Here is a 23,564-nt window from a genome sequence, read left to right on the forward strand (position 1 = left end):
TCAAAACAAATATGGCACCGTTTGCGGATTAAACAGCCCGTTAATAACACCACCACCATCGAGATTTTTTTATTACCCTTATCTAATCTTCTACATGAAAATGATAAAGTTTTCAAACTTTTCGTTGATATTGTAGGTATTTATTCCTGCAATTAATGATGTTTAAGCGTTTGTGATGCTCGAAGCGCCGTATATGACGGTGTCTGGCATGTCCGCAGGGTCCGCAGGCGTTTTTTCTTTTTTTCGCAGAATCCGGATAACGAAGGCGAAGAGGCTCTTTCGGCCCTTCCCTGCGCTCGGTTCTGTGCTCTCTCCGCGCAGATGATTCGGCCTCCGCTTTCGGTGACAACCGGCAGTGCGCACCCCTTTGTTTAACGATTAACCTTATGAGGTACATTTATGGCCACATCCATTGACCAGGCTTTTATCAAGCAGTTCGAACGCGAAGTGCACGAAGCCTACCAGCGTCAGGGTTCCAAATTGCGGAACACTGTGCGCACTATCAACAAGGTCCAGGGCGCGTCCGCCGTCTTCCAGAAAGTCGGCAAGGGCACAGCTTCGACCAAATCCACACATGGCATGGTGCCGGTGATGAACCTCGATCATACCAGTATCGAGGTCACGTTGCAGGATTACTATGCCGGGGACTGGGTCGACCGTCTGGACGAACTGAAAACCAATATCGACGAACGGCAGGTTATTGCGTCGGCAGGTGCCAATGCTCTGGGCCGCAAAACCGACGAGCTGATTATCAACGCGCTGGCGACGTCCTCGACCAACCAGATCGTTGACGCCAATACCGGCCTGACCAAAGCCAAAATTCTGGAAGCGTTTGAAACCTTCGGCGGCCTTGATGTGCCGGACGACGGCCAGCGTTTTGCCGTGGTGGGCTGGAAACAGTGGAGCGAGCTGCTCTCTTTGGAGGAATTCGTTAATGCCGATTATATCGGCCGCGAAAACCTGCCTTACAGCTCGATCACGCAAGCTAAAATGTGGCTGGGGACGATCTGGATCCCGCATTCCGGCCTGCCGGTCGACGTCAACGATATCCGGTCTTGCTACTGGTTCCACAAAACCGCCGTCGGTCATGCGTCAGGATCGGATGTCCAGACCGATGTGACATGGCATGGCGACCGTGCGTCCCACTTCGTCAATAACATGATGAGCCAGGGCGCTGGCCTGATCGACGAGAACGGGATCATCGAAATCCAGTGTGACGAAACGCCTGACTAATCCCGTGAGCGCGTGAGAGGCTGAAAAACGGCCTCTCACAACCTCGCTTCAACGAACATAAAAGGAGAAAAACATGTCCTTCAAATCATCCGATTTGAGCGTACTGGCTTACGCCAACAACTTTACCCTGTGGCACTACACCACTGTTGACAATACCCTCACCATCGAAGGCGCGGGCTATTTCAACACGGCGGTCGATATGCTGCGGGTTAACGATCTTGTGATCGTGAATATCGATACGGACGGCACCCCGGCGACGAAGTTCTATGTCGTCACCGGTAACGACGGCAGCAGCGTCACGGTTACGGTTTATTCGTAACTTTTGCTCTCTTCCCCCTCTCGCCTTGCCGGGGGACGACGCTGTAAAACGGCTGGAGCGCCTATGCACAACAGGGCGCTCGCCTTCATTCCTCCCCTGATGATGCCGTCAGTTGATGATGGTCGCTGTTTTCGTATCGATTGCGGTGCGGCCCCCGGATTTTTTCGGGGGCCGTGCTTTTTTCGATTGATTTTTCATAGCAGCTATGCGGTTATGAATTAACCAAGACAAACATAAGAAATATCAACAAAGGGAGGTAATGTGAGGGAGTCATATGCGCGTAGTGCCAACCAGCCTGTGGCCTGTTTTTTCTTTCCATACGCGGAAGGTTTCAAACACCGCGTCGGTTCTGTTCTGGAAAGAGGAAATGATGAGGCACAGGAAATGATGCTGGGAAGCGTCGTCGAAGGCCTTGTGAAAGTTATCCGTGAAAACGGGCTGGAAAATGAAAACATATATCCGCCGCAATTTAGTGAAAACGGGATGCTTTTTGGCTGTACAACCAAGCTGGCCTCTCACATTTTTGTGTCGGATGCCCTGAAGGAAATATTTGAGATGCCTTGCTTTGCATCTCCAAAAATAGCGCTGGGATATGTCAAGGAACAGGAAATGAATCTGAGAGCCTACAATATGCCTGTCTCTGATAAGGGGCAGGGCGTTCCGGCTTCAAAATTAGGATTAAATTAGACCGTACCGGCTTTTATCCTAACCCCGTTTAAAACGGCCCCGATTGCGGGCCGTTTTTTTGTGCCCGATCCCTAAGGAAAACCACACATGACGATAGAACTGAGCGAAGCCTTCGTCCGCGACGGCCGCGTCGATGAATTCGACACGATGCAGGTCAAACGCGCGCTGAACCGGCTGGGCTATTATACCCCGTATGAGGACGTCGGCATCACCGGCATCCCCGACGATGCGGTGTTCGAAGCGCTGAAGGCGTTTCAGGCCGACTCCGGCCTGCCGGCCACCGGCGCGCTCCGCCCCGGTGATGAGAGCCTCAAAGCCCTGAACGCAGCCCTGACCGGCGCCCCGGACGGGTTTTACATCTGGCGCACCGTCGGCGACGGCAAAGTCCGGCCCGCCCATGCGGCGCTGAACGGCACGGTTCGTTCCTGGCGCCATAGCCACCCCAACCCCGGCGAGGATTATAACTGCCGCTGCTGGGCGGAACCCACCACCGACCCGGAACTGATCTATCCGGATGCGATAAGATCAGTATATCCGGAAGTAAATTTATTGCCATTGGTCGGCGCCGGAAGGCTGTATAGCACATGGAGAATATGGTTAAATAATAAAAATCCAGATTGGGTGTTGGGAGAATACAAGTCAAAAACCCGTTGGGCAAATCAGCTCAAGAACAGGGACTGGACACCGGAACAAATTACTGAAACCATAAAGTACGGCAAACGATATCCCGCTCCGAATAAAGTAAATAAAGCAAATACTGCGACACGATATGAATATAAAGGGCGCTTTGTTGTTAGAGATGATCAAACAAAAGAAGTTTTACAAATCAGTGGCCGTGGTTTTACACCCAATAAACTGCCGTAGAGGATATAGTTTATGTCTAAAGAAAAAATTATAAAGGTTTATGTCTCTTTGTTGGAAGAGGGAACTGATACCATAAGGGAAACCGAAGCTATTGATTTGGGCGGAGGACTGGTAAAACTTAAACCAACGCCTTGGTATGATTCTGACGATGAAATTTGGGAATTTTTACCCGGTACAATCGTGAAAACAAAAATGGCCAAGGATTTTCATGATCGTGACGTATTGTTAGCATATGAAAAAGCCTCTCCCTAATGTGATACGAGGCCATGATGGTCAGTACTTATCGAATTTTGAATTAAGTGAAAAACAAATTTTCCATTTACTTAAAAATGGGAAATTAGGAGGTGGGAAATGATAGAAGAAGCTTACGACTATGAAACATTGATTAGACGCTTTTTGCGTCATGAAATTTCCGTTGAGGAATTTGAAAGAACATATTTGGATGCCTTTAAAAATGAAAAAGTGTTTCTTGGAGGGGATCTTTTTGAAGCCCTTGATTGGCTGTTTGCAGAGGTCGATGCTTACACTGATTTACCATTGGAGCCGGAAGACGATCCCGATGATTACATCGACGAAGCCCAACTCCGCGAAAGCGCAGCATTGACGCTGAAAAAACTCAAGGCGCTGCAATAACCCACCGTCGGCGACGGCAAAGTCCGGCCCGCCCATGCGGCGCTGAACGGCACGGTGCGCCCCGCCCGACAAAAAGCTTGCATCTATTCTGTTTTGTTGATATTTCCCTGCGCTCCAAAGCGGTATTGGAAAATAAAAAACACATAAAAAAACAGAGAGTGTGAACAATGAAAATAATTGCAAACGTAGATACTTTTTTCCCGTTTAGCGGTGAAAAAAGTCGCGAAGAACAGGTGCGCCTGCAAGACATGTTCAGGCAAGAGGCCCACCGTATCAGTACGGAAGCGGGGGCGATGGTTGTCGGCACCAGCGTAAGCGTTAACGAAAACGGTATCCGGGCGCTTTGTGCGACCGGTTATGTCCGGAATATAGAAGCCGCGCTGGGCGGAGAAGGTTTTCGTCCGGCACAATACCGGTTCGGCGCCTGATAACAAAACAAGCATAAAATTCCCAAACGGCTCCCATCGGCGGAGCCGTTTTTTTATTGATCTTTTTTATCATCACAAAGGAGTTTACCAATGGCACTCAACGATGTCGCCTTATGTTCGCGCGCGCTCATTCGCCTGGGCGCGGCCCCGATTACATCCTTCACCGACGGCACCGCGGAATCCGAAATCGCGGGCGCGTTGTTCGGTCCGGTGCGCGATGCGCTGCTCTCGGCCTATGGCTGGAGCTTTGCTACCGGACAGGTCGCTCTGACCGAACTTTCAACCGCGCCGGTGGCCGATTACGAACGCGCCTTCCAACTCCCCATTGATTTCCTGCGCGCGCTCAGCGCCGGAACCGGCGGCCGGGGCCGGGGCGTTAATTTCCGCATTGCCCGCGGCGCCCTCCACACGGATGCGGAGGAGGTTGTCCTGACCTATATCTTCCGGCCCGATGAAACGGAGTTCCCGCCCTATTTCGATGCTGTGTTGATTGCCCGTCTGACGGCGGAATTTTGCATCCCGATCACGGAGAATACTTCCCGCGCCGAAGCGATGTACACGCTGGCCGAACGCGAATACAAAAACGCCCGCCAGATCGATGCCCAGCAAGACAGCCCCGCCCGCATCGAGGATTTCAGCCTGATTAATGCGCGGAGCTAATGAACACACTTCTACTTCACAAACAGGAAAACACATTATGACTCGGATCCGTCAGGTGAAAACCACCTTTACGGCAGGCGAGGTTTCGCGCGTGCTTTTGGGCCGCGGCGACCTGCGCGCCTATGAAAACGGGGCGCTGGCCCTGCGTAACGTCTTTATCCAGCCGACCGGGGGCGTCACCCGCCGCGCCGGGATGCGCTATGTCGATAATGCCGCCGGGACCGGGCGCCTGATCGCGTTTGAATTCAATACCGAGCAAACGTACTTGCTGGTGGTCACGAATGCCCAGATTGCAATATACGCGGACGGCGCGCTGGATACGACGCTGGCCGCGCCGTGGAACGCCGCCCAGATCAAGGATCTCGCCTGGACGCAAAGCGCCGATACGCTGCTTCTGACTCACCCGGAAACGCCGCCAAAAAAGCTGGTCCGCAATACGTCCGGCTTCGCGTTGGAAGACTGGGCGTTCTTTGATGACGGGGGCGTGATCCGCCAGCCTTACTACAAATTCGCCGACACGACGGTTACCTTAACGCCAAGCGCGGTGACAGGCTCGATCACCCTGACGGCCAGCGCCGATGTGTTTGCCGCCGGCCACGATGGCACGCGCCTCCAGATCGGCGGTAAGGAAGTCGTTATCACGGCCTATAATTCCCCGACGGTGGTCAGTGCCGACGTGATCGAGGGTCTGGTCGGTACCGAAGCGACTATCGACTGGGCCGAACAGGCCTTTTCCCCGGTGCGCGGCTATCCGGTCTCTGTCGCTTTCCACCAGGACCGTCTTGTGATCGGCGGCAGCCGCGATTTGCCAAACCGCTTGTGGTTTTCCAAATCCGGCGATTTGTTTAACTTTAATCTGGGCGAGGGACTGGACGATGAAGCGATCGAATTTTCGATCCTGTCCGATCAGGTCAACGCGATCCGCGGTATATTCTCTGGCCGTCATTTGCAGGTTTTTACCAGCGGCGCGGAATGGATGGTCACGGGCGATCCGCTGACTCCGGCCACGGTCCAGATCCGGCGGCAAACCCGTATCGGCTCAATGATCGACCGCTATATCCCGCCGGTGAACGTCGATGGCGCAACATTGTTTGTCGCCCGCAACGGCGAGCAAATCCAGCAGTTCCTCTACACGGATATCGAGCAGGCCTACCAGACCAACGATCTGACACTGGTATCCCATCATATCCTGTCGATCCCGGTCGATCAGGATTTCGATCAGAAGCGCCGGCTGCTGGTCGTGGTCCGCGATGACGGCAAGCTCGCCGTGCTGACCATTTTCCGGGCCGAGGCCGTCGCCGCCTGGACCCTGCATGAAACGATGGGCAGCGTCCTGTCGGTCGGCGTTGTCGGGGAAACGGTCTATGTGCTGGTAAACCGCAGCGGTGTCTATACGATCGAGGAATTCGATGACAGCCTGAATCTCGACTCCGCCTTGACGGGGGAGACTGGATCGCCGACGACCGGCTGGTCGGGCCTCGATCATCTGGAGGGGCAGACGGTATCCATTGTCGCCGATGGCGTCGTGCAAACGGACAAGGTCGTGAGCAGCGGCGCGATTACTCTCGATGAAGCGGCCAGCAGCGTCGAAATCGGACTGGCCTATACGCACATTATTGAACCCCTGCCGCCGAGCGTGGTCGAGCAGGGCGGGGCCGGGCGTGCGGTCAGGCTGGTCGAAGCCGTGTTCAGACTGGAAGAAACGGCGGCGCTGCGTCTTGATGTCGGGCGCGGCCTGAAGGATATCAGCCTGCGGCAACTGGGTGAGGATGAAATCCTCGATGCGCCAGCCCCTTTGACCAGCGGCGATATCCGCGTCAAGGCGCTCGGCTGGCAGGCCGACGGGACAATCCCGCTTTGGCGGATTGAACAACAAGCACCGCTGCCCTTTACGCTGCTGAGCGTGACAACGGAGCTGAAAGTGAATGATTAGCCCTTATAAAAATTTAGGACGAACGTGCTCAGATTTATGAGTGCGCCCAATCGCGCCGTTGTTAACGGGAATCCGCTCAGTTTCCGTCCATTCAGGCGTCGGTGCTCCGATGGTCTTCGCACTTTTCACGGCAAGTGTGGCTATCCGTTGGGCCGCATAAACACAATCATTGTGTTTTTGTGCAACTTCAGGAAGGTTGTTTGCTATGTCTACGGCCTTTTCTGCAATAGAGGTAACCACATCTGTTAGTATTTGCTCTGCCTGTTCCGGTGAAAAGCCAAGTGTTTCGCCAAAGCGCAGGAGAGTCTTTTTATTAATACCAGATGTTTTTCCCTGAATGGTTAGGCACATCTTTTGACGGCGGTCTTCTTGATGGATTTCTGATGTAACATCATATGTGGGAGCCAGACGTGTTTTGGTTATGTTTTTTGATCCGGGGTCATATTCCATTAACATTGATATGTTTTTTCTATGCATATCGTTATCTTTGATGGCCCAGGACAGAATGGTGCGCTTATAAAGCCGTTCCATATCCTCATCAGGCTCTGTTGAATTCTCCCGAACCAGCTTGGCGATTTTTTCCATGCTACCCTTGTTAAGGTCTGTGGATGGGATGCCCTCAAGGGTACAAAAATCTTCTATTAAAAGCCATTTCCCTTTTTCTTCGGGGGATTGAGGGATATCAAATCTTTCAACAATAATGGCAGGAGGCAGGCCATTTCTAAGGGGAAGAAGGGCATGTTGTGCTGTATCAAGGCCAATGTGATCGGATAATTCTAAACACATCCATTCATTGACAGCCCATCCTTCTCTGTGTTCTCCGAGTGGAAATTTCACAAAGTGAGTGAAGGGACTGGTTATGGATACCTGGAGGATACCCCCTTCGTTCAGAGTAGTGGGAACTTTGATCTCTTTTCCTGAAAAACGGGGGGTGTAATGGTTAGCCCATAAAGACGCAATCTCGTTTTCAAAAGAGTTATCAAGAGTTTTGGGGCATATACCAGCATAGTATCCGACAAATGTGCCATCATTGATATGATCATCCAGACGAGTCAAAAGAGTGTCGAGTTGTGTGGGGCGGTCAAACGGACAATTCTGAGATATCGTCAGATTCGATAAGAAACGCAGGCCACCCTTAATATATTCGGTCTGTGTTCCTTCTTGCAGTCTTTTGAAGATTGGATTGCTCGGGTCAATATTTACCAGAAAATTAGGCGCTCCATCGGATTCCCTTTTGGGGAACAGGGCTTCGTATTCTTTCTCTTTATATTGTTTCCAGCGAATTTCCTGATCGCATACAGAAAAGCTGCCAATACGATTTCCGTACCAGCACAGGTGATACTGACATTCTTCAGGATTTTCTGTCCCGGCGATTTTCGCAAAAGGTTTTCTTAATTCGGTACTCAACCATCAATCCTTTTTTACCTGTAGTCGTGCAGATAAGAGATAGAAACAATAGTAATTAAAGGACTTTAATAAAGTCTTTATCTATCAATTTATTGACATAATGTCAAACAAAAAGAGCCTGCATACGCAAGGCAAGATTTTTCAAAAACATTGTCCATCATACTTTAAAGGAGGTCTTTAACATGGGTAGTTTTGCCACTGCATTACAAATGGTGCCGTTAATCACGCAAGGCGTGGGATTGGTATCCGATATCGTGTCCGGCGAGTCATCTTACCGCGATCAGCAAAAACAACAGGAACTGGCCCTGCGCCAGCTTCAGCAAGACCAGAGGGAAAGCCAGCGGCAGGCGCAGGAAAATGCCATCTTGCAAAAAGAACAGATCGCCGCCGAAACGAAAAAGGCCGAAGACGCGCGCCGTGCCGCCCTGAAACGGGCCGTCGCGCGCCAGCGCGCATCGTTCGGTGCCAGCGGGATCGGCAATCAGGCCAATGGCTCGGTCGAAGCGGTGTTGCTGGGGATGTTCGAGGAAAGCGACGACGAACGCGCCAACCGTGAGCGGCTGGATGCCCTGCGCACGGCGGCGCTGGACCAGAATCTGGATCAGCAAAAACGGCTGGATGTGATCCAGCTCTCGCAGCTTCGGGAAAAACAGAAAATCGGCAGCGTTACATCCAGTATTGATCGCTATTCAAATCTGACGGGATCGGTTTTGGGCGCTCTGGGCTAACGTTTTTCCAGTTGCTTACGCTGGATATCGCCAAGGCTTTGCTTTTTGGGTTTCGACCACGGGTTGGCCGGTTCAGAGGTCTTCTTTGGCGCGTATAGCTTGACCTTGTCGTCCTTGCTGTCTTCGCGCTCGTAATAAGGCCGATCATCCTTATCATCCTGCATGGATAGGGGTTTCCATGGTTTGCTGAAATCAGAGTAATCGTTGCTGTCGGCCATCGAAACCGCCGGGGTCAGGGCCAAAACCAAAACACTCATGAAAATCATAATACGCATAAACCAATCATACACCCCCGTAGAGGTGATGCAACCTGAAATATAAAGGAAAATGAAATGACTAATTATAACCCTTACATTCCCCGTCCGGCACATAAACCGGACGTGCCCTATGCCTATTCCCCGGAAGCGATGAATGAGGACGTTAAAGATTTTGTTCGCAGAAACGAAGATGAAAAGCCGTATTTTTACAAGGATACAAAAGGTAACGTAACCATCGGCGTTGGTTTTATGATTCCGAATGAAGAAAAAGCGCGGGAATTGCCGTTGAAAATCAAGGGCCGCGATGCAACGGATTCCGAGAAGATCGATGCCTATCGCCGGGCTAAATCTTACCTTGGTAAAAATGCCGAAGCATTTGCACCCGCAGCGAGCGGTTTGCCTGACTTGCAGCTTGATGAAGGCGATATATCCCTCATGCTGGATAGGCGTTTGCGCGAAGGGGTTGGTCATCTACAGAAACAATTTCCTGATTTTCATACCTATCCCCGTTCAGGCCGTAAAGCATTACAGGATATGGAATTCCAGGTAGGCCCGACTAAATTTAAAGAAGACGTATGGAAAAATTTATTTCCGGCTGTTCGTGCAAGAGATTGGGCAACCGCGGCAAAGGAATCGCGCCGGGATATTCATGGTGATGCGGCGAAAAATGAATCGGACCACAGAAATATAGAAACCAGAAAAGCCTTTGAAGAGGCCGATCGGGAAGAACGCTCACGGCGACGGCGGTGAATGATAGGGCTGGATGTACCATGTGCGGCTACCGCCCATGGTGGAAAACTGTTCCATTTCTTTCTGCAATTTTCCCCAATATTTCTGCGGAGATTGCCCGGTATCCCATTCTTCTTCGGTTGATGAGGGATAAGGATAATGAAAAATAAGTTCCTTATCCCTGTAATCGTCCGGATACGGGGGCGGCCCAATGGTCAGGTGAAGGTAGCGGTAACTCACCATAGGCGTGCCGTCTAGCTTCTTTTGCGGGCGATAGTCACCTTGCGCGATTAAGTAAAACTCGCGCGGCCCGGCCCGGTGAATGACCTTGTAATTGATCTGTCCGGGTAGATATTTGTCTTCGCCAAAAGGAATGGTTTTAATAACATTGCCGGGCAGGAAGACGAGATCGAAAGGTTCCGAATAACATTGCCAGCGCCCCATGAACTCATCAGGCAGGGTTTGAGGCATGGGCGATAGCGCCGCGCAGGCCGGTAAAGACAGAATCGCAAAAACAAGGGCCAATACTCTCATGCCTGCAAGTATAGGCTGCGCTGGCATGGCTGACAATCCGTCAGGCTTTGAAAAAAAAGCAAAACCATAAATCGCACAGAAACCGTTCTGTGCGGGTTTTTTATTTGAAGGAGAAAATATATGTTAAAAGACCTATTAAAATACGGCCCAATAAAGAGTTCTATTGGAAATAATATGCAGAATGAGAAAGAAGATGTTGTAGCCGTCAAAGAATCGCTCAGAAAATTGGGTTATTTACAATTCGATCTTCAAAAAGCCGAGCCCCATGGTTACATAACGCGTGATTTAGATACGGGAATAAAAAAATTTCAAAGTGATAATAACTTAAAAATAGACGGAATATTAGAGCCACAAGGTGAAACGGAATATATGATTGGTCATAATTTATATCAAACGGTTCGTGATAAGGTTGAAGCGGAACCTTTGGCTCCTCCACCGGGAAAAAAGATACCGGGAACAAATATTCCGGATAAAGGCATTCCTGAACAAGGATATCCGAATAGTCGTCGATATAACCCGCATAAACAACCGCACCCTGTAAATCCTGATCCGTTATTAGAAAAAAAACCTCCGTCATCAGGACTAGGGATGCCGGTTATCGATCCGGATTCCCTGTTGCTCCCATTTGATCGATATATATAATGGAAGCATGCGCACCATCAGGGGAGAAAATATGAGATTTTTTTATCACCCGCCACTTGTTTTTCTTCTTGCCCTGTTGATAGCAAGGGTAACGCCAGTATGGGCAGAAACGTACAGGATTCAGATCAGGCAAATCAATCCCGATGGAGCGACGTATACAGCGTCATGTGATGATAGGAGCCGGGAAATGTGTCATCTTTTTATGGGGGTTGTACCGCAAAATGATACGTCTGGTCTCAAAGACAAGGAACTGGATATTGGTATTTTCCTGAAACAGGGAACAGTCTCTTTCCAGTTTAAGTCCGGCCCGGATTATTTTTTTGTGTCTGGCGGAAAAAACGTTTGGCAAAAATCTTATATCGAAACGGGTTTTCAGGCCGAACGCATCCGGCTGTATAGCCCACATACTCTAGCGAAAACAGACCCGGATACCTCGCTCGTCTTCAGGCAAACAAACGGAATGCTGGCCGAACTCGATGTGTCTTTGGAATCCGCCGTTCCGTAATTTGCAACGAAACATATGCAGTTAGATTAGCCGCACAGAAACCGTTCTGTGCGGGTTTTTTTATTCCCCAAAACTCAGGAGTTATCATGACCTCTCACATCAAAATGCCCGATGTGGCGCCGCTGGTGCGCTATGTTGCGGACGGCGTGCAAACCGCCTTTGAATACCCTTTCCCCATTTTCGCATCCGAAGACCTTGCCGTTTATTTCGACGGCGCGCGCCAGTATAGCGGCTTTACCGTGTCCGGCGCGGGCGAAACCGCGGGCGGCACGGTCACGTTTGATGCCGCCCCGGCTGCGGACATGATCCTGATGCTGGAACGCCGCATGCCGCTCGAACGCCTGACGGATTTCCTGGAGGGTGGGGATTTCAGCGCCAATGCCATCAATACCGAACTCGATTTTCTGACCGCCGCCGTGCAGCAGGTTGCAAGGGATCAGAGCATGATGATCCGCTATAGCGATGATGAAAACCCGGCGGGCGTTGATCTGCCGACCATCGCCCAGCGCGCGAACAAGGTTCTGGGCTTTGATGCGAGTGGCAATCCGGTCCCGGTCTCTGCGGAGGGCACCATGGCCGCGCCTGATTTTACCGCCAGTGGCACAGGTTCCGTCACCCGCACCAGCCATGATAAATTCTCCGATCTTGTCTCGGTCCGGGATTTTGGCGCGGTCGGTGACGGTTTGAGCGATGATACGCCGGCGATCCAGCAGGCTTTAAGCGCCCACAGCGCCGTCTTTGTCCCGTCGGGCACGTACCTGATTACCGGCACGATTACGCTCGGCGGCGGGCAAAGCCTATTCGGGGCGGGGCAGTCCTCCGTCATCAAGTGCCAGTCAAACAGCTTTAATGCGATCGAGCTGCCGAACAAACAGGCGCTGCTGTCGAACCTGCGGATCGAAGGCGGCGATGTAGCAGTGAAGCTCTATGGCCGTGACGCCGAATGTACGCAAAACACCGTGACGGATCTTGTGATCGCGGGCTGTAACACCGGCATCCAGCTCGACGGTTATACCGATAGTAACAAGCCGTGCTACTGGAACAACTTCGCCCGGATATTGATTGAGCAGCCCCTCGTTAACGGCGTTCATCTGACCAAAACCGGCGCCGGCGATACTCCGAACGCCAACAAATTTCATGTTGTGCGCGTTTATTCTAAGGGTGCAGCGACCAGCAACGCAGGTTTCTACGTCGAGCACGGCAGCTTCAATAACGCCTTTGTCGACTGCGAAGCCAATGTGAACGGTGCGAGCGCGCAGGGCTGTTTCATCATCGGCGCGGGCAGCAACAAAACATTCCTCATAAACCCGTATACCGAGTCATGGAATACCGTCCCGAATGTGAAGCTGGAGGCCGGGTCCATCGAAACCGCAATCTATAACCTTTTGTCCGCCTCCGACGGTGCGGCGATCTGGGATCTGTCCGGCGGTGAATACACGGCCTATAACGCGGGCTATCCGCACAAAAACCGTATGCAGCGCTCAACCGTCACCGATCTGACCGCCACGCTCCAGCGCTATGACACGGAATATATCGACGCCACCGGAACGGTCAGTCTCGACCTGTCTCACTCTGTCCATCTGGTCTCCAGCTATGGCGGCGCGCTAACGATTGAATTGCCTAACGCCGCCGATGCCGTGGGCGTTGAAATGACCGTCAAAAAAATCGATAGCTCGGCAAACCTCGTGACAGTAACCGAGGATGGCGGCAACGGTCCCGACGGGCGGAGCTTCTTCCTCGGCGGTGAAAACGATTACGTCACGATGCTGTCCAATGGCGCGGAATGGTTTGTGACATCGTCCAACCGGATGTCCGGGAATACGCGCTACGCCGATACCACAGGAACGTACCAGATCGATATGGCGGTCGATGTGTACCTGATTTCCTCGTTTGGCGGCGCGGTCACGGCGCAGCTCCCGCCCGCCAACGCCTCCGAAGCCGTCGGCCGCATGGTCACGGTCAAGAAAACTGATCTCTCCTCCAACACGATCACCGTGACCGAACAGGGCGGCTCCGGCCCCGATGGTTACGGCCAGCCGCTAACCAGCCAGTACGACGCCCTCACCGTGGTATCAGACGGCGGCCAGTGGTGGATCGTGAACCGGTTTTAGAAATTGAGAAATAGAAATAAAGGAGAATAAAAATGCCAAAATTTAAATCACCCAAAGGTATAATATATCGTATTGAAAATGACCCCCAAAAACGAGAAGAGGCCATCAAAAATGACATTCCAGTGCGTTTTGAGATAGAAAGAGATATCGAACAGGCTAAGAAACTCAATGTATTAGATGATATATACAATATGGATTTTCTTGGTCGCCATGCGGTCCAAAAACATGATGGAACAATTTCTAAATATGCTCAAAAACACAATATAGATCCCGATATAGTCCGGTCAGTAATGTTTGCAGAAAATGCTAGAGGACATAAACTGGGAGGGAATTATGCGGGCGACGTTACAAGAAAATCAGAGAGTCCTCTACCAATGAATATTCAAAAACATCGTTGGTCTTCGTTAGTTGATAAGCAGCCAGACGACTTATATGATCCTGATACGAATATTGAGGCAGCTACAATATTGTTGCGGCGTATTACTGACCGTATTGAAAAACCGACAGCTGAAAAAGTCGGTTCAGTATGGCATCATGTTGGCCGTCAGAAGACAGATCAATTCGGAGAATATATTGGTAAGGTATATAAAGAAAAACCATGGCGAAAGATAGACTGATTAAAATATTGAATAATTATATCAAGATCATGAGTGTTTTGATTTTGATCTGGGCTGTTTTGGCGGCCATGTCCCCGCTGTGGTTCGAAGGGGGCAGGGAACTCTGCCATATTGTTACTCACAGTGAATACCATCACTTTTTAATTGATGAATATGATGCCTGCCGTGTTAACTGGTCTTATGTCATAAGGGAGCCGATTCTGACATTTGCCTTGATCTATCTTATTTTAATCGCGCCCGCGGCTGTGGTCGGATTTTGGTTACGCCGTACGAGAAAAGAGTGATTGTCTACAGTAAGGTGAAGCTTGCAATCTCTTGCTCACTATACCCCAACAGTCGTCCGATGATGATATCGTCATGAATATCGCCGGGCCGGAGACCGCCAAGGGTCGCGCGTTTGATCCAGAAAAAAGTGGCGGCGCGCCATTCTTCGCCGGGCAGGCTAAAGCAGATATAGTGCATAAGATCACCCGTCTTCGCGGCATGGATAGTGTCTTCCTGACAGATAATCGTTCTCGTTCTTACGTGTGGTGCAAACTGGTTTTCCGGGACAATCTCTTCGGGAATGGCTTTGTTCGGCCTGACGACATCGTAAAAAACGGCCAGTTTCTTGGTGCCGTTAAGCATTAATGTCAGTTCCTTTCCTTCGTGCGGTCCGATCATGGTCCCTTTATGCCGTAAGAAAGCCAGAGCGCAAAAATATTTGCATCCGGTGCGGGGGCGGCCTATGGTCGGGCCATGCGTAAAACAGCCAAAGATATCGCCTGTCATAAGGGCAGCGGCATCCCGCTGGTCTGCCTGACTGCTTATACGGCCCAGATCGCCAAATTGCTGGACCCGCATTGCGATTTGCTACTGGTCGGCGACAGCATGGCGATGGTGCTCTATGGCATGGACAGCACGCTCGGCGCGGATATGGAGATGATGATCCGCCACGGACAAGCCGTTGTGCGCTCGTCAAAGGACGCCTGCGTTGTCGTTGATATGCCCTTTGGCTCCTATCAGGAAAGCCGGGAAACAGCTTTCCGCAACGCCGCCCGCATTATGAAAGAAACGGGCTGCCAGGCCGTCAAGGTTGAGGGCGGCACCGAAATGGCGGACACCGTGGCTTATCTGGCGCAGCGCGGGATTCCCGTGATGGGGCATATCGGCCTTCAGCCCCAGTCGGTAAACACGCTCGGCGGCTATAAAGCCCGCGGGCAGGATAATAGCGAGGCGCATAAAATCGGACAGGACGCACGGGCCATCGCTGATGCCGGGGCTTTTGCTATCGTCATCGAGGGCGTGACCGAGCCGCTGGCCGCCGCCATCACGGCGGAGATTGCCGTGCCGACGATCGGGATTGGCGCTTCGGCCGCCTGTGGCGGGCAGGTTCTGGTAACCGAAGATATGTTGAGCGTCACGGATGGCCGCAAACCGCGGTTCGTTAAACAATATGCCGGCCTGTCGGAGATCATCGAAAGCGCCGTTAAGCAATATGCTGCCGAGGTCCGGTCCCGTGCTTTTCCATCATCCGACTATCTTTATCAAAAGAAGGCCGGCTGACCCCTCACCATAATCCCCAACGAACGAGGTCCCATGACGGATACGATTTCCGATGCGACCCGTGCGCAGATCGCGGAGTTTTTGCCCCGCGCGCTGGGTACGGCCATTGCGTCCTATGAACTGTTTTTTGATCGCCAGCCGGAAGAAAAGGAAGACCCGAAAGACTTCAAGGCGCACCATGATGCCTGCAAAGTCGCTATTGCCCATATTGAACTGCTCATCAAACTGGCAAAGTGGGCGGAAGTACCGGAAAATTGCGCGGGCGATGAGCAAGCCATGCTGATCGCTTTGCTGGCGCAGGCGCAGGCTGAAATCGACCAGAACGCCCCGCCGCCCGAAGAATAAATAGTAGACATAACTTAAGGTCTGTGATTATCTTTGATGAAACAAACAAAACAAAAAGCAGGGAGCGCTATGGCAGATAATGAACCGGGACGGCAGTTAGTTCCATCAAATGATATTTTACAGCGGGATGTCCCTGAATTGTTCAACTTCTATGCTGAACAAAAAGATATGCCAGCGTTAATACAGAAAAAATTGCATGCGGCAATAGAGTCATTTCGCTATGTTTCAAGAAACTTGGCGAAGTTGACATCGAATATTGATAATCGCGCCGGTTTCTATCGTCAGAATGTAAACGTGGAAAATCTGCCGCAGGTTAGCCATTACGAAGATAGTTTATGGAAGATAATGGACTCTGTTTCTTCTCATCCGCGTAGCCGCCAGATCAAAGGTGGGTTGTGTAAAGTGCTGGCCGACACGGTTAAGCAGGATTTATGTTCCATGCGCATTAATCAGGAAAGTCTGTTGTTGATCCGGCAGAATATCGCCAGAAATACAGGTCTCAACATCAAATAAAATTGAAAAGCTGTTTTATTTTACCAAACGCCCCCTTTGCGGGGCGTTTTTTTATGGCCCGGAGAAAGGAAATGCATGACCCGAAATTCACCGGACCTTGCCGATTTCAAACTGTTCCTCGTGCTGTGGAATCAGCGGCAAGGCATGACCACGCCGTCCGTGCATTTCCGCATGGCGGACTGGCTGCAATATTCATGGAAGCGCAAGGAAACACGACTGTTGCTGCAGGCGTTCCGGTCCTGCGGCAAGAGTACCGTCATCGGGCTGTTTGCGGCGTGGCTGCTTTACACCGATCCGGCTTTGCGGATTCTGGTGCTCTCGGCGGACGAGGCGCTGGCCCGCAAGATGGTACGGAATGTCCGCCGGATCGTTGAGCGCCATCCGCTGACTGCTCGCCTGCGCCCGGATCGGGCCGACCAGTGGGCCGCCGACCGTTTTACCGTTCGCCGCGATGTAGAGCTGCGCGATCCGTCCATGCTGGCGCGGGGCATCAGCGCCAATATCACCGGTTCCCGCGCCGACGTGATTATTTGCGATGATGTCGAAGTGCCCAATAGCTGTGATACCGCGGATAAACGCCGCGCGCTGCGGGAGCGCCTGACGGAGAGCGAGTTTATCCTCGTCCCCGGCGGCACCCAGCTTTATATCGGCACGCCGCATACCTATTACACGATTTATGCCGCCCGTCCCCGTCCCGAAATCGGCGAGCGGGAGGCGTTTTTGGAAGGATTCAAAACACTGAAAATCCCGGTGTTGGACGAAAACGGCGAAAGCGTCTGGCCGGAACGCTTTACCCTCGACGATATCGCCCGGATGAAACGTAGCGCCGGCCCGAACCGTTTTGCCAGCCAGATGATGCTCCAGCCCGTCAATATTGCCGAAGGGCGGCTCGACCCGGCTTTGCTGCGGCGTTATGACGATGAGCTGGTCTATCAAAAAGAACTGCGAACCCTTTGGATAAGCGATAAAAAAATAATCTCATGCAGCGCATGGTGGGATCCGGCGTTCGGCGGCGCGTGGGGCGACGGCAGTGTTCTGGCAGTGGTGTTTACTGACGAGAGCGGCGATTACCGGCTGCATAAGGTGGCTTACGTCAAGGCCGACGGGCAGGGCGATGAAGCCACATCCCAGTGCCGCCAGATTGTCCGGATAGCCAAAGCGCTTTATTTACCCTCTATCGCTCTGGAAACCAACGGCATCGGTAAATTCCTGCCTGCGATTTTGCGCCGGGAACTGGCGCGCGCGCGGGTGCCGTGTGCGGTGATCGAGAAAACATCGTCCCGCAGCAAAGACATGCGCATTCTGGAGGCGTTTGACGCCGTGCTGGCCGCCCGTGCCCTGCATGTGCATGAGGACATTTATCAAACCCGCTTCATCACCGAAATGCAGGAATGGAAGCCCGGTAAATCCTCCGGGCATGATGACGGGCTGGATGCCGTGGCCGGAGCGCTGTCTCTGGAACCTGTGCGCATCGGCGGTGGCCGCGTTACAGGGGCGCCGGGCTGGCGGGGCGGGGCATCCGTTCACGAAGCAGATACAACATTCGAGGTTTAAATGTCTTTCTTCTCCCAAGATTTTCTCTGGTGGGTGACCGCCATTGATTTGCCGGCGCTGGCCGGACTGTTCTGGTTGATCTGGCGCACACGGCGCGAACATGAGCTGGCTCTCGGCCATATGCGCGAAGTCATTGATGCCCGCAATTCCCAGATGCGCGAGGCTTTGAGCGCTTTCAAGCTCGAAGTCGCCAAATCCTACGCCTCGATTGGCGACATGAAGGAGCTGGAATCGCGTCTGGTCGACCATTTGCTGCGTATCGAGGCCAAGCTCGACAAAACCGCCATGAAAACCGAAGCCCTGCGCGCCGGTTTGTCCCTCAACGAATAAGGAGTTCCCATGAAACGATTGATCCCCGATATAGCAAAAGCCAATCCTAAATTCTCCTCGCTGGCCCATAGCCGCGATCAGGAAATCGACACGCTCGCCCGGACGATCTGGGGTGAGGCGCGGGGTGAGGGCAGTGCCGGGATGGAGGCTGTCGCCGCCGTTATCATGAACCGGGTCAAAGTGGCCGAAAGCAAAGGCAGTTACTGGTGGGGTAACACCGTTATCGGCGTTTGCCGCAAGCCGTGGCAGTTCTCATGCTGGAATGCCAGCGACCCCAACCGGGAACGGCTGATCGCCGTCGATGAAAAAGATTTGTATTTCGCTACCGCCTTGCGCATTGCCCGCCGCGCGGTTTATGGCGTTTTGCCCGATCCGACCGGCGGCGCCACCCATTACCATGCCGCCGGGCTGTCGCCGTCATGGATCAAGGGCCAAAGGCCATCGGGCGTCATTGGCCGCCATATCTTTTATCAACTCGTGGAGGTGTAATTATGCTGCCTGCAATACTGGCCAAAATCGGCCTGCCTGTTCTGGTGTCTGTTTTGTCGGATTCCCTGAAAAAACTGGACCATCCCGCCGCCAAAACGGCGTCCGATGCCCTCGATACCCTCGATAGCGCCCTGGCAAAGGGGGAGGTTAACGGGGAACAAATCGAGGAAGCTAACCGCCACGCCGAAAAAATGGCTGAGATTGCGATTCGGGAACGCGGCGCAATCCTTTCGGAAATAAACCAAAGTTTACGGACGGAAGCCGCATCCGAAGACCCCTATGTCCGCCGCATGCGCCCGACCTTTGGTTATTTGATGGCGTTTACATGGGCGGCCCAGATGGGGGCGTTGGCCTGGATTATGGTGTTTCGTACAGCGGAATCGCATCTGGTGATCGAATCCATGGAATCGCTGGGGATGATCTGGACCGTTGGCCTCTCTGTCCTTGGTATCTACGTCTACAAACGCAGCGAGGACAAAAAGCTGTCCTAGGGCGCGGGCACTTCGGGGATGACAACCGGATCAATCATATGACCGTTAATCAGGAAGTGCGCTCCGATCGCAGCCGCATAGCCGATGATGATGACCGGCGTCCATTTCAGGTGCGACATGAAGGTATACTGGCCTTTGGCCACGCCCATCAGCGCCACGCCCGCCGCCGATCCGACCGACAGCATCGACCCGCCGACCCCTGCGGTCAGGGTAATCAGCAGCCATTGGAAATGGCTCATGTCCGGACTCATGCTCAATATCGCAAACATAACCGGAATGTTGTCGATAATGGCGGAGGCAAAGCCCATGGCGATGTTTGTGATGCTGGCGCCCCAGCCGTCATACATCGTCGTGGAAGCCACCTCCAGATACCCGAGGAATGTCAGGCCGCCCACGCTGAAAATTACGCCGAAGAAGAAAAACAGCGTGTCCCATTCCGCGGTTGCGATATTGTCGAAAATGTCGAAATCAGCATCGCGTGTTGTGCCGAATTGGCGGATCACATAAGCCGCGACCATCAGGAAAGACAGGCCCGTCATCATCCCCAGAAACGGTGGCAGGCCCAAAAACTGTTCAAAACTGATTGCCATGGCGATGGTCAGGAACCCCAGAAGGATAATGGTTTTTGCCCCGCGTTTCATGGGAATGCGCTCTTTCATGGCCCAGGGCATGCCGTCCGGAATGAAAAAATGCATGATCGTCGCCGGAACAAGGAAACAGATCAGCGACGGAAAGAACAGGGCGAAAAATTCGAAGAATTCAACATGGCCGGACTGCCAGACCATCAGGGTCGTGATGTCACCAAACGGTGAGAAGGCCCCGCCGGCATTGGCGGCATTGACGATGTTGATACAGGCGATGCCCACGAATTTCGGATCGTTGGCACCGACGGCCATCACAACCGCGCCCAGCACCAGCGCCGTCGTCAGGTTATCGGCAATCGGCGACAGGCAGAACGCCAGGACACCGGTGATCCAGAAAAGCTGCTTGATGCTGAATCCCGCCCGGACAAGCGTCCCCCGCAAGGATGCGAAAACGTTACGCTCTTCCAGGGAGCTGATATAGGTCATCGCCGCCAGAAGGAAGAGAAGCAGTGAGGCATATTCCTCCAGTCCGTGGAATACCGCGCTGCGCAAGGTGTGGTGATCGACGCCGTAATCCGGCGCGACAATCGCGATAATCACCCAGATCAGGCCCGCCCCCAGCATGACAGGCTTTGATTTCTTCAGGTGCGTGCGTTCCTCCAGCAAAACTGCGACATAGGACAGAACGAAAATCACAAGGCAGGCAATCGCCGCCGGGTGTGAAAGCGCAATGTCAAAGCCGTATGCGGCGGCCCCTTCTTCCCCGTCTCCATGCGCGTTTTCGGCGGCAAGAGCCAGATCGGGAATGAGGGCGATGAAAAAAACCGTAAGAAAAGCAAAAAGTCGGGGCATGAAACGCTCGCTTGGGAAGATGAACCAGAACCCCCTGATTTTCGCGGGAATAAAGGGGGAAGTCAATACAAGCTTGTGCCTTATCGTATTCCCTCTGGCTGCCGTCGCTAAAATAGGATATTCTTTTCGCCTGTCAGTTCTGACATTCATGAAGGGGATTTTCACATGAGCAAAAACACACCAATCACGGTTGCACGTGGTGACGGCATCGGTCCCGAAATAATGGACGCAACGTTGCGTATTCTTGAAAAAGCAGGGGCCAGACTGGATATCGAAGAAATCGAGATCGGTAAAGCGGTCTATGATAGCGGCGTGAAAAACGGGATTGCGGATTCGTCATGGGACTCCCTGCGCCGGACGAAAGTGTTTTTGAAAGCCCCGATTACAACGCCGCAGGGCGGCGGGTTTAAATCGCTCAACGTGACGATTCGGAAAAGCCTGGGGCTGTTTGCCAATGTGCGCCCTTGCGTGTCTTACGCCCCCTATGTTGAAACCAACCATCCGAACATGGATCTGGTGATTATCCGGGAAAACGAAGAGGACCTTTACGGCGGGATCGAATACCGCCAGTCGCAGGACGTCATGGCCTCACTGAAAATTATCTCCCGGCCGGGCACCGAGCGCATCGTGCGCTATGCTTTTGAATATGCCCGTGCCAATGGCCGGAAAAAAGTCACCTGCATGACCAAGGATAACATCATGAAACTGGCCGACGGCCTGTTCCACAAGGTGTTCGACGAAATCGGTCAGGAATATCCGGATATCGAACAAAACCACATGATTATTGATATCGGCACGGCCAAGGTCGCCGCCGCGCCGCATTTGTTTGACGTGATTGTTTTGCCGAACCTGTACGGGGATATTCTGTCGGACGTGGCGGCGGAAGTGACGGGCTCTGTGGGGCTTGGCGGTTCAAGCAATGTCGGGCTGGATTTTGCGATGTTCGAAGCCGTGCATGGCTCCGCCCCCGATATCGCCGGGCAGGGGATCGGAAACCCGTCGGGCTTGCTGCTCGGCGCGGTGATGATGCTGGTCCATATCGGGCAGGGCGACGTGGCCGCGAAAATCCACAATGCGTGGCTGAAAACGATCGAGGACGGTATCCACACCGGTGATATTTACCGCTCCAAAACCAGCATGGAAAAGGTCGGAACGAAAGATTTCGCCGATGCCGTGATTGCGCGGCTGGGGCAAGTGCCCGATAAATTCAAAGTGGTTGATTATTCCGGCACGCCGTCCGGCGGAATGAAAATGCCGCCGCTAAAAGCCTCCAAACCGGAGAAAAAAGTCCGCGTCGGGGTTGATATCGGTATTAACTGGGCCGGCAGCGCCGATGAACTGGCCGCCGCGATCAAGGCCTGCGTCGAAGGACATCTGGACCTGCAGATGATCTCCAACCGCGGCACGAAAGTCTGGCCGGAAGGGAAAAAAGAAACCTTCTGTGCCGATAACTGGCGCCTGCGGTTTATGCGCACGGATGAAAACGAAGTCAAAACGTCGGAGGTTATTGCCCTGATGCACCGCATGAACGAAGCCGACCTGAATTTCACCAAATCCGTGATGCTCTGCACCTATGACGGCGTGCCCGGCTTCACGGTCGCGCAAGGGGAATAACGTTTATGCGGCCAGTTCAAGAACGTTCTGGCTGATCTGATGGCTGGCGCGGCAGGCCAGCCGTTCGTGAAACTGGCTCTGATAGAGCTTCAGCCAAATCGTCGAGTAGGGAATATAGCCTTGCTGCGTTTCCAGAGCCCGCAAAATCCGGGCGTCGTTATATAACGGATCGCCGGCTTTGATCTCTCCTTTTTTGAACGCAGTCGATAACTCGAACAGCAAGGCGTGCGTGACCTCCAGAAGAGGTGTTTCATACAGGGCGCGCGTGTCGGGCCGCCGGCACGACACGTTTTTCCTGTTATGCAGGATCGTTTGCGATTCATCGTAAGAATTGGAGATAAAGGCGCTGGCGCCGTGCAGGATCAACCCGCATTCCTTGTAACGCTCATCAACCCAGTCGTCATCGTCGTTCTCACCCCTTTTGAAGCTAGCAGGTGCGGGAATGGCCGTTGTAAATTTATAGGCCAGGGAAAGCGGTGCAATCTTGTCCCCCCGGTTAGCTTCGTGGTAAAGGTGCGCTGTTCCGGACAAAGCCGCTTTTCGCTCGTCAACCGTCATGCGGTTGCACTCCTTGAATATCCGCAGTAACGGGCGGTGACGGGGCTTTTGGAGCGCGGAAAGGAATTTTTGCTCCCTGTCTTCCAGCGCCTCGATCAGGGCATCGGACGGTTCATGACAATGGGTCAACATCCACAACAGGGAAAACACCCGGACGGGATTGGGCTGGTCGCAGGAATTATACATATCTTTTTCCGTGCGCCGCCGTGCGGTTTTTAAAAGCTCTTTCGAGGTCCGGGCAATCAAAAACGCCCAGTCATCATGCGGCAGCATCGCCAGATCCCCCTTGTCATAGGGCGGGGGATTGTACTCATCGTCTGATCGCAGCCAGAAATTAAGCTGTGACAAGAAGCCGCTATCCTGTGTCAGTATCGCCATAAGCGCCATCGTTTTTTCATAAAG

General features: G+C 52.8%; 30 protein-coding genes. 24 read left to right on the forward strand and 6 right to left on the reverse strand.

What is annotated here, in order from left to right; all coding sequences use genetic code 11:
- Window positions 1-399 precede the first annotated feature (399 nt).
- From H6868_04730 to H6868_04770, 9 genes are all read left to right on the forward strand, one after another.
- Entirely contained in the window at window positions 400-1,233 is an 834-nt protein-coding gene (locus H6868_04730; GenBank protein ID MCB9988626.1) for a hypothetical protein, read from the forward strand.
- Between the two features lie 73 nt (window positions 1,234-1,306).
- A complete protein-coding gene (locus H6868_04735) occupies window positions 1,307-1,552 on the forward strand; it encodes a hypothetical protein (GenBank protein MCB9988627.1) in 246 nt (81 codons plus the stop codon).
- 261 nt (window positions 1,553-1,813) lie between these two features.
- Window positions 1,814-2,239, forward strand: a complete 426-nt coding sequence (locus H6868_04740) for a hypothetical protein (GenBank protein MCB9988628.1) — start codon at window positions 1,814-1,816, stop codon at window positions 2,237-2,239.
- A gap of 87 nt (window positions 2,240-2,326) precedes the next feature.
- Complete coding sequence (locus H6868_04745; protein MCB9988629.1) at window positions 2,327-3,103, forward strand: peptidoglycan-binding protein; 777 nt, start codon at window positions 2,327-2,329, stop codon at window positions 3,101-3,103.
- A gap of 12 nt (window positions 3,104-3,115) precedes the next feature.
- The gene (locus tag H6868_04750) at window positions 3,116-3,355 is read left to right on the forward strand and encodes a hypothetical protein (GenBank protein ID MCB9988630.1); all 240 of its coding nucleotides are present in this window, start codon (window positions 3,116-3,118) and stop codon (window positions 3,353-3,355) included.
- 99 nt (window positions 3,356-3,454) lie between these two features.
- Window positions 3,455-3,736, forward strand: a complete 282-nt coding sequence (locus tag H6868_04755) for a hypothetical protein (protein MCB9988631.1) — start codon at window positions 3,455-3,457, stop codon at window positions 3,734-3,736.
- Between the two features lie 167 nt (window positions 3,737-3,903).
- Window positions 3,904-4,164 carry a hypothetical protein gene (locus tag H6868_04760; protein MCB9988632.1) on the forward strand — a complete coding sequence of 87 codons (261 nt, stop codon included), beginning with the start codon at window positions 3,904-3,906 and terminating at the stop codon, window positions 4,162-4,164.
- Between the two features lie 90 nt (window positions 4,165-4,254).
- Complete coding sequence (locus tag H6868_04765; GenBank protein ID MCB9988633.1) at window positions 4,255-4,824, forward strand: hypothetical protein; 570 nt, start codon at window positions 4,255-4,257, stop codon at window positions 4,822-4,824.
- A gap of 37 nt (window positions 4,825-4,861) precedes the next feature.
- On the forward strand, window positions 4,862-6,757 hold the full coding sequence (locus H6868_04770; GenBank protein MCB9988634.1) for a hypothetical protein: 1,896 nt from the start codon (window positions 4,862-4,864) through the stop codon (window positions 6,755-6,757).
- Window positions 6,758-6,760: 3 nt separating this feature from the next.
- Here H6868_04770 and H6868_04775 read toward each other — a convergent pair whose 3' ends face one another.
- Window positions 6,761-8,164 (reverse strand): HipA domain-containing protein, encoded by a 1,404-nt coding sequence (locus tag H6868_04775; protein ID MCB9988635.1) that lies wholly within the window; start codon window positions 8,162-8,164, stop codon window positions 6,761-6,763.
- Between the two features lie 182 nt (window positions 8,165-8,346).
- On the opposite strand from H6868_04775, the gene H6868_04780 reads away from it, so the two are divergent.
- Entirely contained in the window at window positions 8,347-8,892 is a 546-nt protein-coding gene (locus tag H6868_04780; GenBank protein ID MCB9988636.1) for a transporter, read from the forward strand.
- Here the strand turns inward: H6868_04780 and H6868_04785 are convergent.
- A complete protein-coding gene (locus H6868_04785) occupies window positions 8,889-9,167 on the reverse strand; it encodes a hypothetical protein (protein ID MCB9988637.1) in 279 nt (92 codons plus the stop codon). The genes H6868_04780 and H6868_04785 overlap by 4 nt on opposite strands.
- Before the next feature lie 57 nt (window positions 9,168-9,224).
- On the opposite strand from H6868_04785, the gene H6868_04790 reads away from it, so the two are divergent.
- Entirely contained in the window at window positions 9,225-9,899 is a 675-nt protein-coding gene (locus H6868_04790) for a hypothetical protein (protein ID MCB9988638.1), read from the forward strand.
- Here the strand turns inward: H6868_04790 and H6868_04795 are convergent.
- On the reverse strand, window positions 9,882-10,439 hold the full coding sequence (locus H6868_04795) for a hypothetical protein (protein MCB9988639.1): 558 nt from the start codon (window positions 10,437-10,439) through the stop codon (window positions 9,882-9,884). The two genes, H6868_04790 and H6868_04795, sit on opposite strands and share 18 nt — an antisense overlap.
- Window positions 10,440-10,532: 93 nt before the next feature.
- Here H6868_04795 and H6868_04800 point away from each other — a divergent pair, with 93 nt between their 5' ends.
- The 5 genes from H6868_04800 to H6868_04820 all read left to right on the forward strand — a co-directional run bounded on the left by H6868_04800 (window position 10,533) and on the right by H6868_04820 (window position 14,571).
- Complete coding sequence (locus H6868_04800; protein ID MCB9988640.1) at window positions 10,533-11,054, forward strand: peptidoglycan-binding protein; 522 nt, start codon at window positions 10,533-10,535, stop codon at window positions 11,052-11,054.
- Between the two features lie 7 nt (window positions 11,055-11,061).
- Window positions 11,062-11,559, forward strand: a complete 498-nt coding sequence (locus H6868_04805) for a hypothetical protein (protein MCB9988641.1) — start codon at window positions 11,062-11,064, stop codon at window positions 11,557-11,559.
- An 83-nt stretch (window positions 11,560-11,642) separates the two neighbouring features.
- Entirely contained in the window at window positions 11,643-13,670 is a 2,028-nt protein-coding gene (locus H6868_04810) for a hypothetical protein (protein ID MCB9988642.1), read from the forward strand.
- 32 nt (window positions 13,671-13,702) lie between these two features.
- Window positions 13,703-14,287: a hypothetical protein gene (locus tag H6868_04815; protein ID MCB9988643.1), complete on the forward strand. Its 585-nt coding sequence runs from the start codon at window positions 13,703-13,705 to the stop codon at window positions 14,285-14,287.
- Complete coding sequence (locus tag H6868_04820) at window positions 14,269-14,571, forward strand: hypothetical protein (protein ID MCB9988644.1); 303 nt, start codon at window positions 14,269-14,271, stop codon at window positions 14,569-14,571. The genes H6868_04815 and H6868_04820 overlap by 19 nt, the downstream gene beginning before the upstream one ends.
- A 4-nt stretch (window positions 14,572-14,575) precedes the next feature.
- Here the strand turns inward: H6868_04820 and H6868_04825 are convergent, their stop codons facing one another.
- A complete protein-coding gene (locus tag H6868_04825) occupies window positions 14,576-14,950 on the reverse strand; it encodes a hypothetical protein (protein ID MCB9988645.1) in 375 nt (124 codons plus the stop codon).
- A 75-nt stretch (window positions 14,951-15,025) separates the two neighbouring features.
- On the opposite strand from H6868_04825, the gene panB reads away from it, so the two are divergent.
- From panB to H6868_04860, 7 genes are all read left to right on the forward strand, one after another.
- Window positions 15,026-15,832 carry a 3-methyl-2-oxobutanoate hydroxymethyltransferase gene (panB, locus tag H6868_04830; protein MCB9988646.1) on the forward strand — a complete coding sequence of 269 codons (807 nt, stop codon included), beginning with the start codon at window positions 15,026-15,028 and terminating at the stop codon, window positions 15,830-15,832.
- A gap of 33 nt (window positions 15,833-15,865) precedes the next feature.
- Window positions 15,866-16,177, forward strand: a complete 312-nt coding sequence (locus H6868_04835; protein ID MCB9988647.1) for a hypothetical protein — start codon at window positions 15,866-15,868, stop codon at window positions 16,175-16,177.
- Between the two features lie 36 nt (window positions 16,178-16,213).
- Entirely contained in the window at window positions 16,214-16,690 is a 477-nt protein-coding gene (locus H6868_04840; protein ID MCB9988648.1) for a hypothetical protein, read from the forward strand.
- 75 nt (window positions 16,691-16,765) lie between these two features.
- A complete protein-coding gene (gene terL, locus H6868_04845; protein MCB9988649.1) occupies window positions 16,766-18,244 on the forward strand; it encodes a phage terminase large subunit in 1,479 nt (492 codons plus the stop codon).
- Window positions 18,245-18,574, forward strand: a complete 330-nt coding sequence (locus H6868_04850) for a hypothetical protein (GenBank protein ID MCB9988650.1) — start codon at window positions 18,245-18,247, stop codon at window positions 18,572-18,574.
- 9 nt (window positions 18,575-18,583) lie between these two features.
- A complete protein-coding gene (locus H6868_04855) occupies window positions 18,584-19,063 on the forward strand; it encodes a cell wall hydrolase (GenBank protein ID MCB9988651.1) in 480 nt (159 codons plus the stop codon).
- Between the two features lie 2 nt (window positions 19,064-19,065).
- On the forward strand, window positions 19,066-19,554 hold the full coding sequence (locus tag H6868_04860; GenBank protein MCB9988652.1) for a ribokinase: 489 nt from the start codon (window positions 19,066-19,068) through the stop codon (window positions 19,552-19,554).
- On the opposite strand, the gene nhaD is transcribed toward H6868_04860, so the two are convergent.
- A complete protein-coding gene (gene nhaD, locus H6868_04865) occupies window positions 19,551-20,990 on the reverse strand; it encodes a sodium:proton antiporter NhaD (protein MCB9988653.1) in 1,440 nt (479 codons plus the stop codon). The two genes, H6868_04860 and nhaD, sit on opposite strands and share 4 nt — an antisense overlap.
- 165 nt (window positions 20,991-21,155) lie before the next feature.
- Between nhaD and H6868_04870 the strand changes: the two genes are divergently transcribed.
- Window positions 21,156-22,604 (forward strand): NADP-dependent isocitrate dehydrogenase, encoded by a 1,449-nt coding sequence (locus H6868_04870; GenBank protein ID MCB9988654.1) that lies wholly within the window; start codon window positions 21,156-21,158, stop codon window positions 22,602-22,604.
- A gap of 3 nt (window positions 22,605-22,607) precedes the next feature.
- Here H6868_04870 and H6868_04875 read toward each other — a convergent pair whose 3' ends face one another.
- The gene (locus tag H6868_04875; protein ID MCB9988655.1) at window positions 22,608-23,540 is read right to left on the reverse strand and encodes a hypothetical protein; all 933 of its coding nucleotides are present in this window, start codon (window positions 23,538-23,540) and stop codon (window positions 22,608-22,610) included.
- Window positions 23,541-23,564 lie beyond the last annotated feature (24 nt).

It is taken from the genome of Rhodospirillales bacterium (assembly GCA_020638175.1).
Classification (GTDB): Bacteria; Pseudomonadota; Alphaproteobacteria; order Micavibrionales; family Micavibrionaceae; genus JACKJA01.

What these genes read in the sequence shown, in the direction of transcription:
- H6868_04730 (MCB9988626.1), top strand. Translation starts at nt 400, where the DNA reads ATGGCCACATCCATTGACCAGGCTTTTATCAAGCAGTTCGAACGCGAA.
- H6868_04735 (MCB9988627.1), top strand. Translation starts at nt 1,307, where the DNA reads ATGTCCTTCAAATCATCCGATTTGAGCGTACTGGCTTACGCCAACAAC.
- H6868_04745 (MCB9988629.1), top strand. Translation starts at nt 2,327, where the DNA reads ATGACGATAGAACTGAGCGAAGCCTTCGTCCGCGACGGCCGCGTCGAT.
- H6868_04750 (MCB9988630.1), top strand. Translation starts at nt 3,116, where the DNA reads ATGTCTAAAGAAAAAATTATAAAGGTTTATGTCTCTTTGTTGGAAGAG.
- H6868_04755 (MCB9988631.1), top strand. Translation starts at nt 3,455, where the DNA reads ATGATAGAAGAAGCTTACGACTATGAAACATTGATTAGACGCTTTTTG.
- H6868_04760 (MCB9988632.1), top strand. Translation starts at nt 3,904, where the DNA reads ATGAAAATAATTGCAAACGTAGATACTTTTTTCCCGTTTAGCGGTGAA.
- H6868_04765 (MCB9988633.1), top strand. Translation starts at nt 4,255, where the DNA reads ATGGCACTCAACGATGTCGCCTTATGTTCGCGCGCGCTCATTCGCCTG.
- H6868_04770 (MCB9988634.1), top strand. Translation starts at nt 4,862, where the DNA reads ATGACTCGGATCCGTCAGGTGAAAACCACCTTTACGGCAGGCGAGGTT.
- H6868_04780 (MCB9988636.1), top strand. Translation starts at nt 8,347, where the DNA reads ATGGGTAGTTTTGCCACTGCATTACAAATGGTGCCGTTAATCACGCAA.
- H6868_04785 (MCB9988637.1), bottom strand. Translation starts at nt 9,167, where the DNA reads ATGCGTATTATGATTTTCATGAGTGTTTTGGTTTTGGCCCTGACCCCG.
- H6868_04790 (MCB9988638.1), top strand. Translation starts at nt 9,225, where the DNA reads ATGACTAATTATAACCCTTACATTCCCCGTCCGGCACATAAACCGGAC.
- H6868_04795 (MCB9988639.1), bottom strand. Translation starts at nt 10,439, where the DNA reads ATGCCAGCGCAGCCTATACTTGCAGGCATGAGAGTATTGGCCCTTGTT.
- H6868_04800 (MCB9988640.1), top strand. Translation starts at nt 10,533, where the DNA reads ATGTTAAAAGACCTATTAAAATACGGCCCAATAAAGAGTTCTATTGGA.
- H6868_04805 (MCB9988641.1), top strand. Translation starts at nt 11,062, where the DNA reads ATGCGCACCATCAGGGGAGAAAATATGAGATTTTTTTATCACCCGCCA.
- H6868_04815 (MCB9988643.1), top strand. Translation starts at nt 13,703, where the DNA reads ATGCCAAAATTTAAATCACCCAAAGGTATAATATATCGTATTGAAAAT.
- H6868_04820 (MCB9988644.1), top strand. Translation starts at nt 14,269, where the DNA reads ATGGCGAAAGATAGACTGATTAAAATATTGAATAATTATATCAAGATC.
- H6868_04825 (MCB9988645.1), bottom strand. Translation starts at nt 14,950, where the DNA reads ATGATCGGACCGCACGAAGGAAAGGAACTGACATTAATGCTTAACGGC.
- panB (MCB9988646.1), top strand. Translation starts at nt 15,026, where the DNA reads ATGCGTAAAACAGCCAAAGATATCGCCTGTCATAAGGGCAGCGGCATC.
- H6868_04835 (MCB9988647.1), top strand. Translation starts at nt 15,866, where the DNA reads ATGACGGATACGATTTCCGATGCGACCCGTGCGCAGATCGCGGAGTTT.
- H6868_04840 (MCB9988648.1), top strand. Translation starts at nt 16,214, where the DNA reads ATGAAACAAACAAAACAAAAAGCAGGGAGCGCTATGGCAGATAATGAA.
- terL (MCB9988649.1), top strand. Translation starts at nt 16,766, where the DNA reads ATGACCCGAAATTCACCGGACCTTGCCGATTTCAAACTGTTCCTCGTG.
- H6868_04850 (MCB9988650.1), top strand. Translation starts at nt 18,245, where the DNA reads ATGTCTTTCTTCTCCCAAGATTTTCTCTGGTGGGTGACCGCCATTGAT.
- H6868_04855 (MCB9988651.1), top strand. Translation starts at nt 18,584, where the DNA reads ATGAAACGATTGATCCCCGATATAGCAAAAGCCAATCCTAAATTCTCC.
- H6868_04860 (MCB9988652.1), top strand. Translation starts at nt 19,066, where the DNA reads ATGCTGCCTGCAATACTGGCCAAAATCGGCCTGCCTGTTCTGGTGTCT.
- nhaD (MCB9988653.1), bottom strand. Translation starts at nt 20,990, where the DNA reads ATGCCCCGACTTTTTGCTTTTCTTACGGTTTTTTTCATCGCCCTCATT.
- H6868_04870 (MCB9988654.1), top strand. Translation starts at nt 21,156, where the DNA reads ATGAGCAAAAACACACCAATCACGGTTGCACGTGGTGACGGCATCGGT.
- H6868_04875 (MCB9988655.1), bottom strand. Translation starts at nt 23,540, where the DNA reads ATGGCGATACTGACACAGGATAGCGGCTTCTTGTCACAGCTTAATTTC.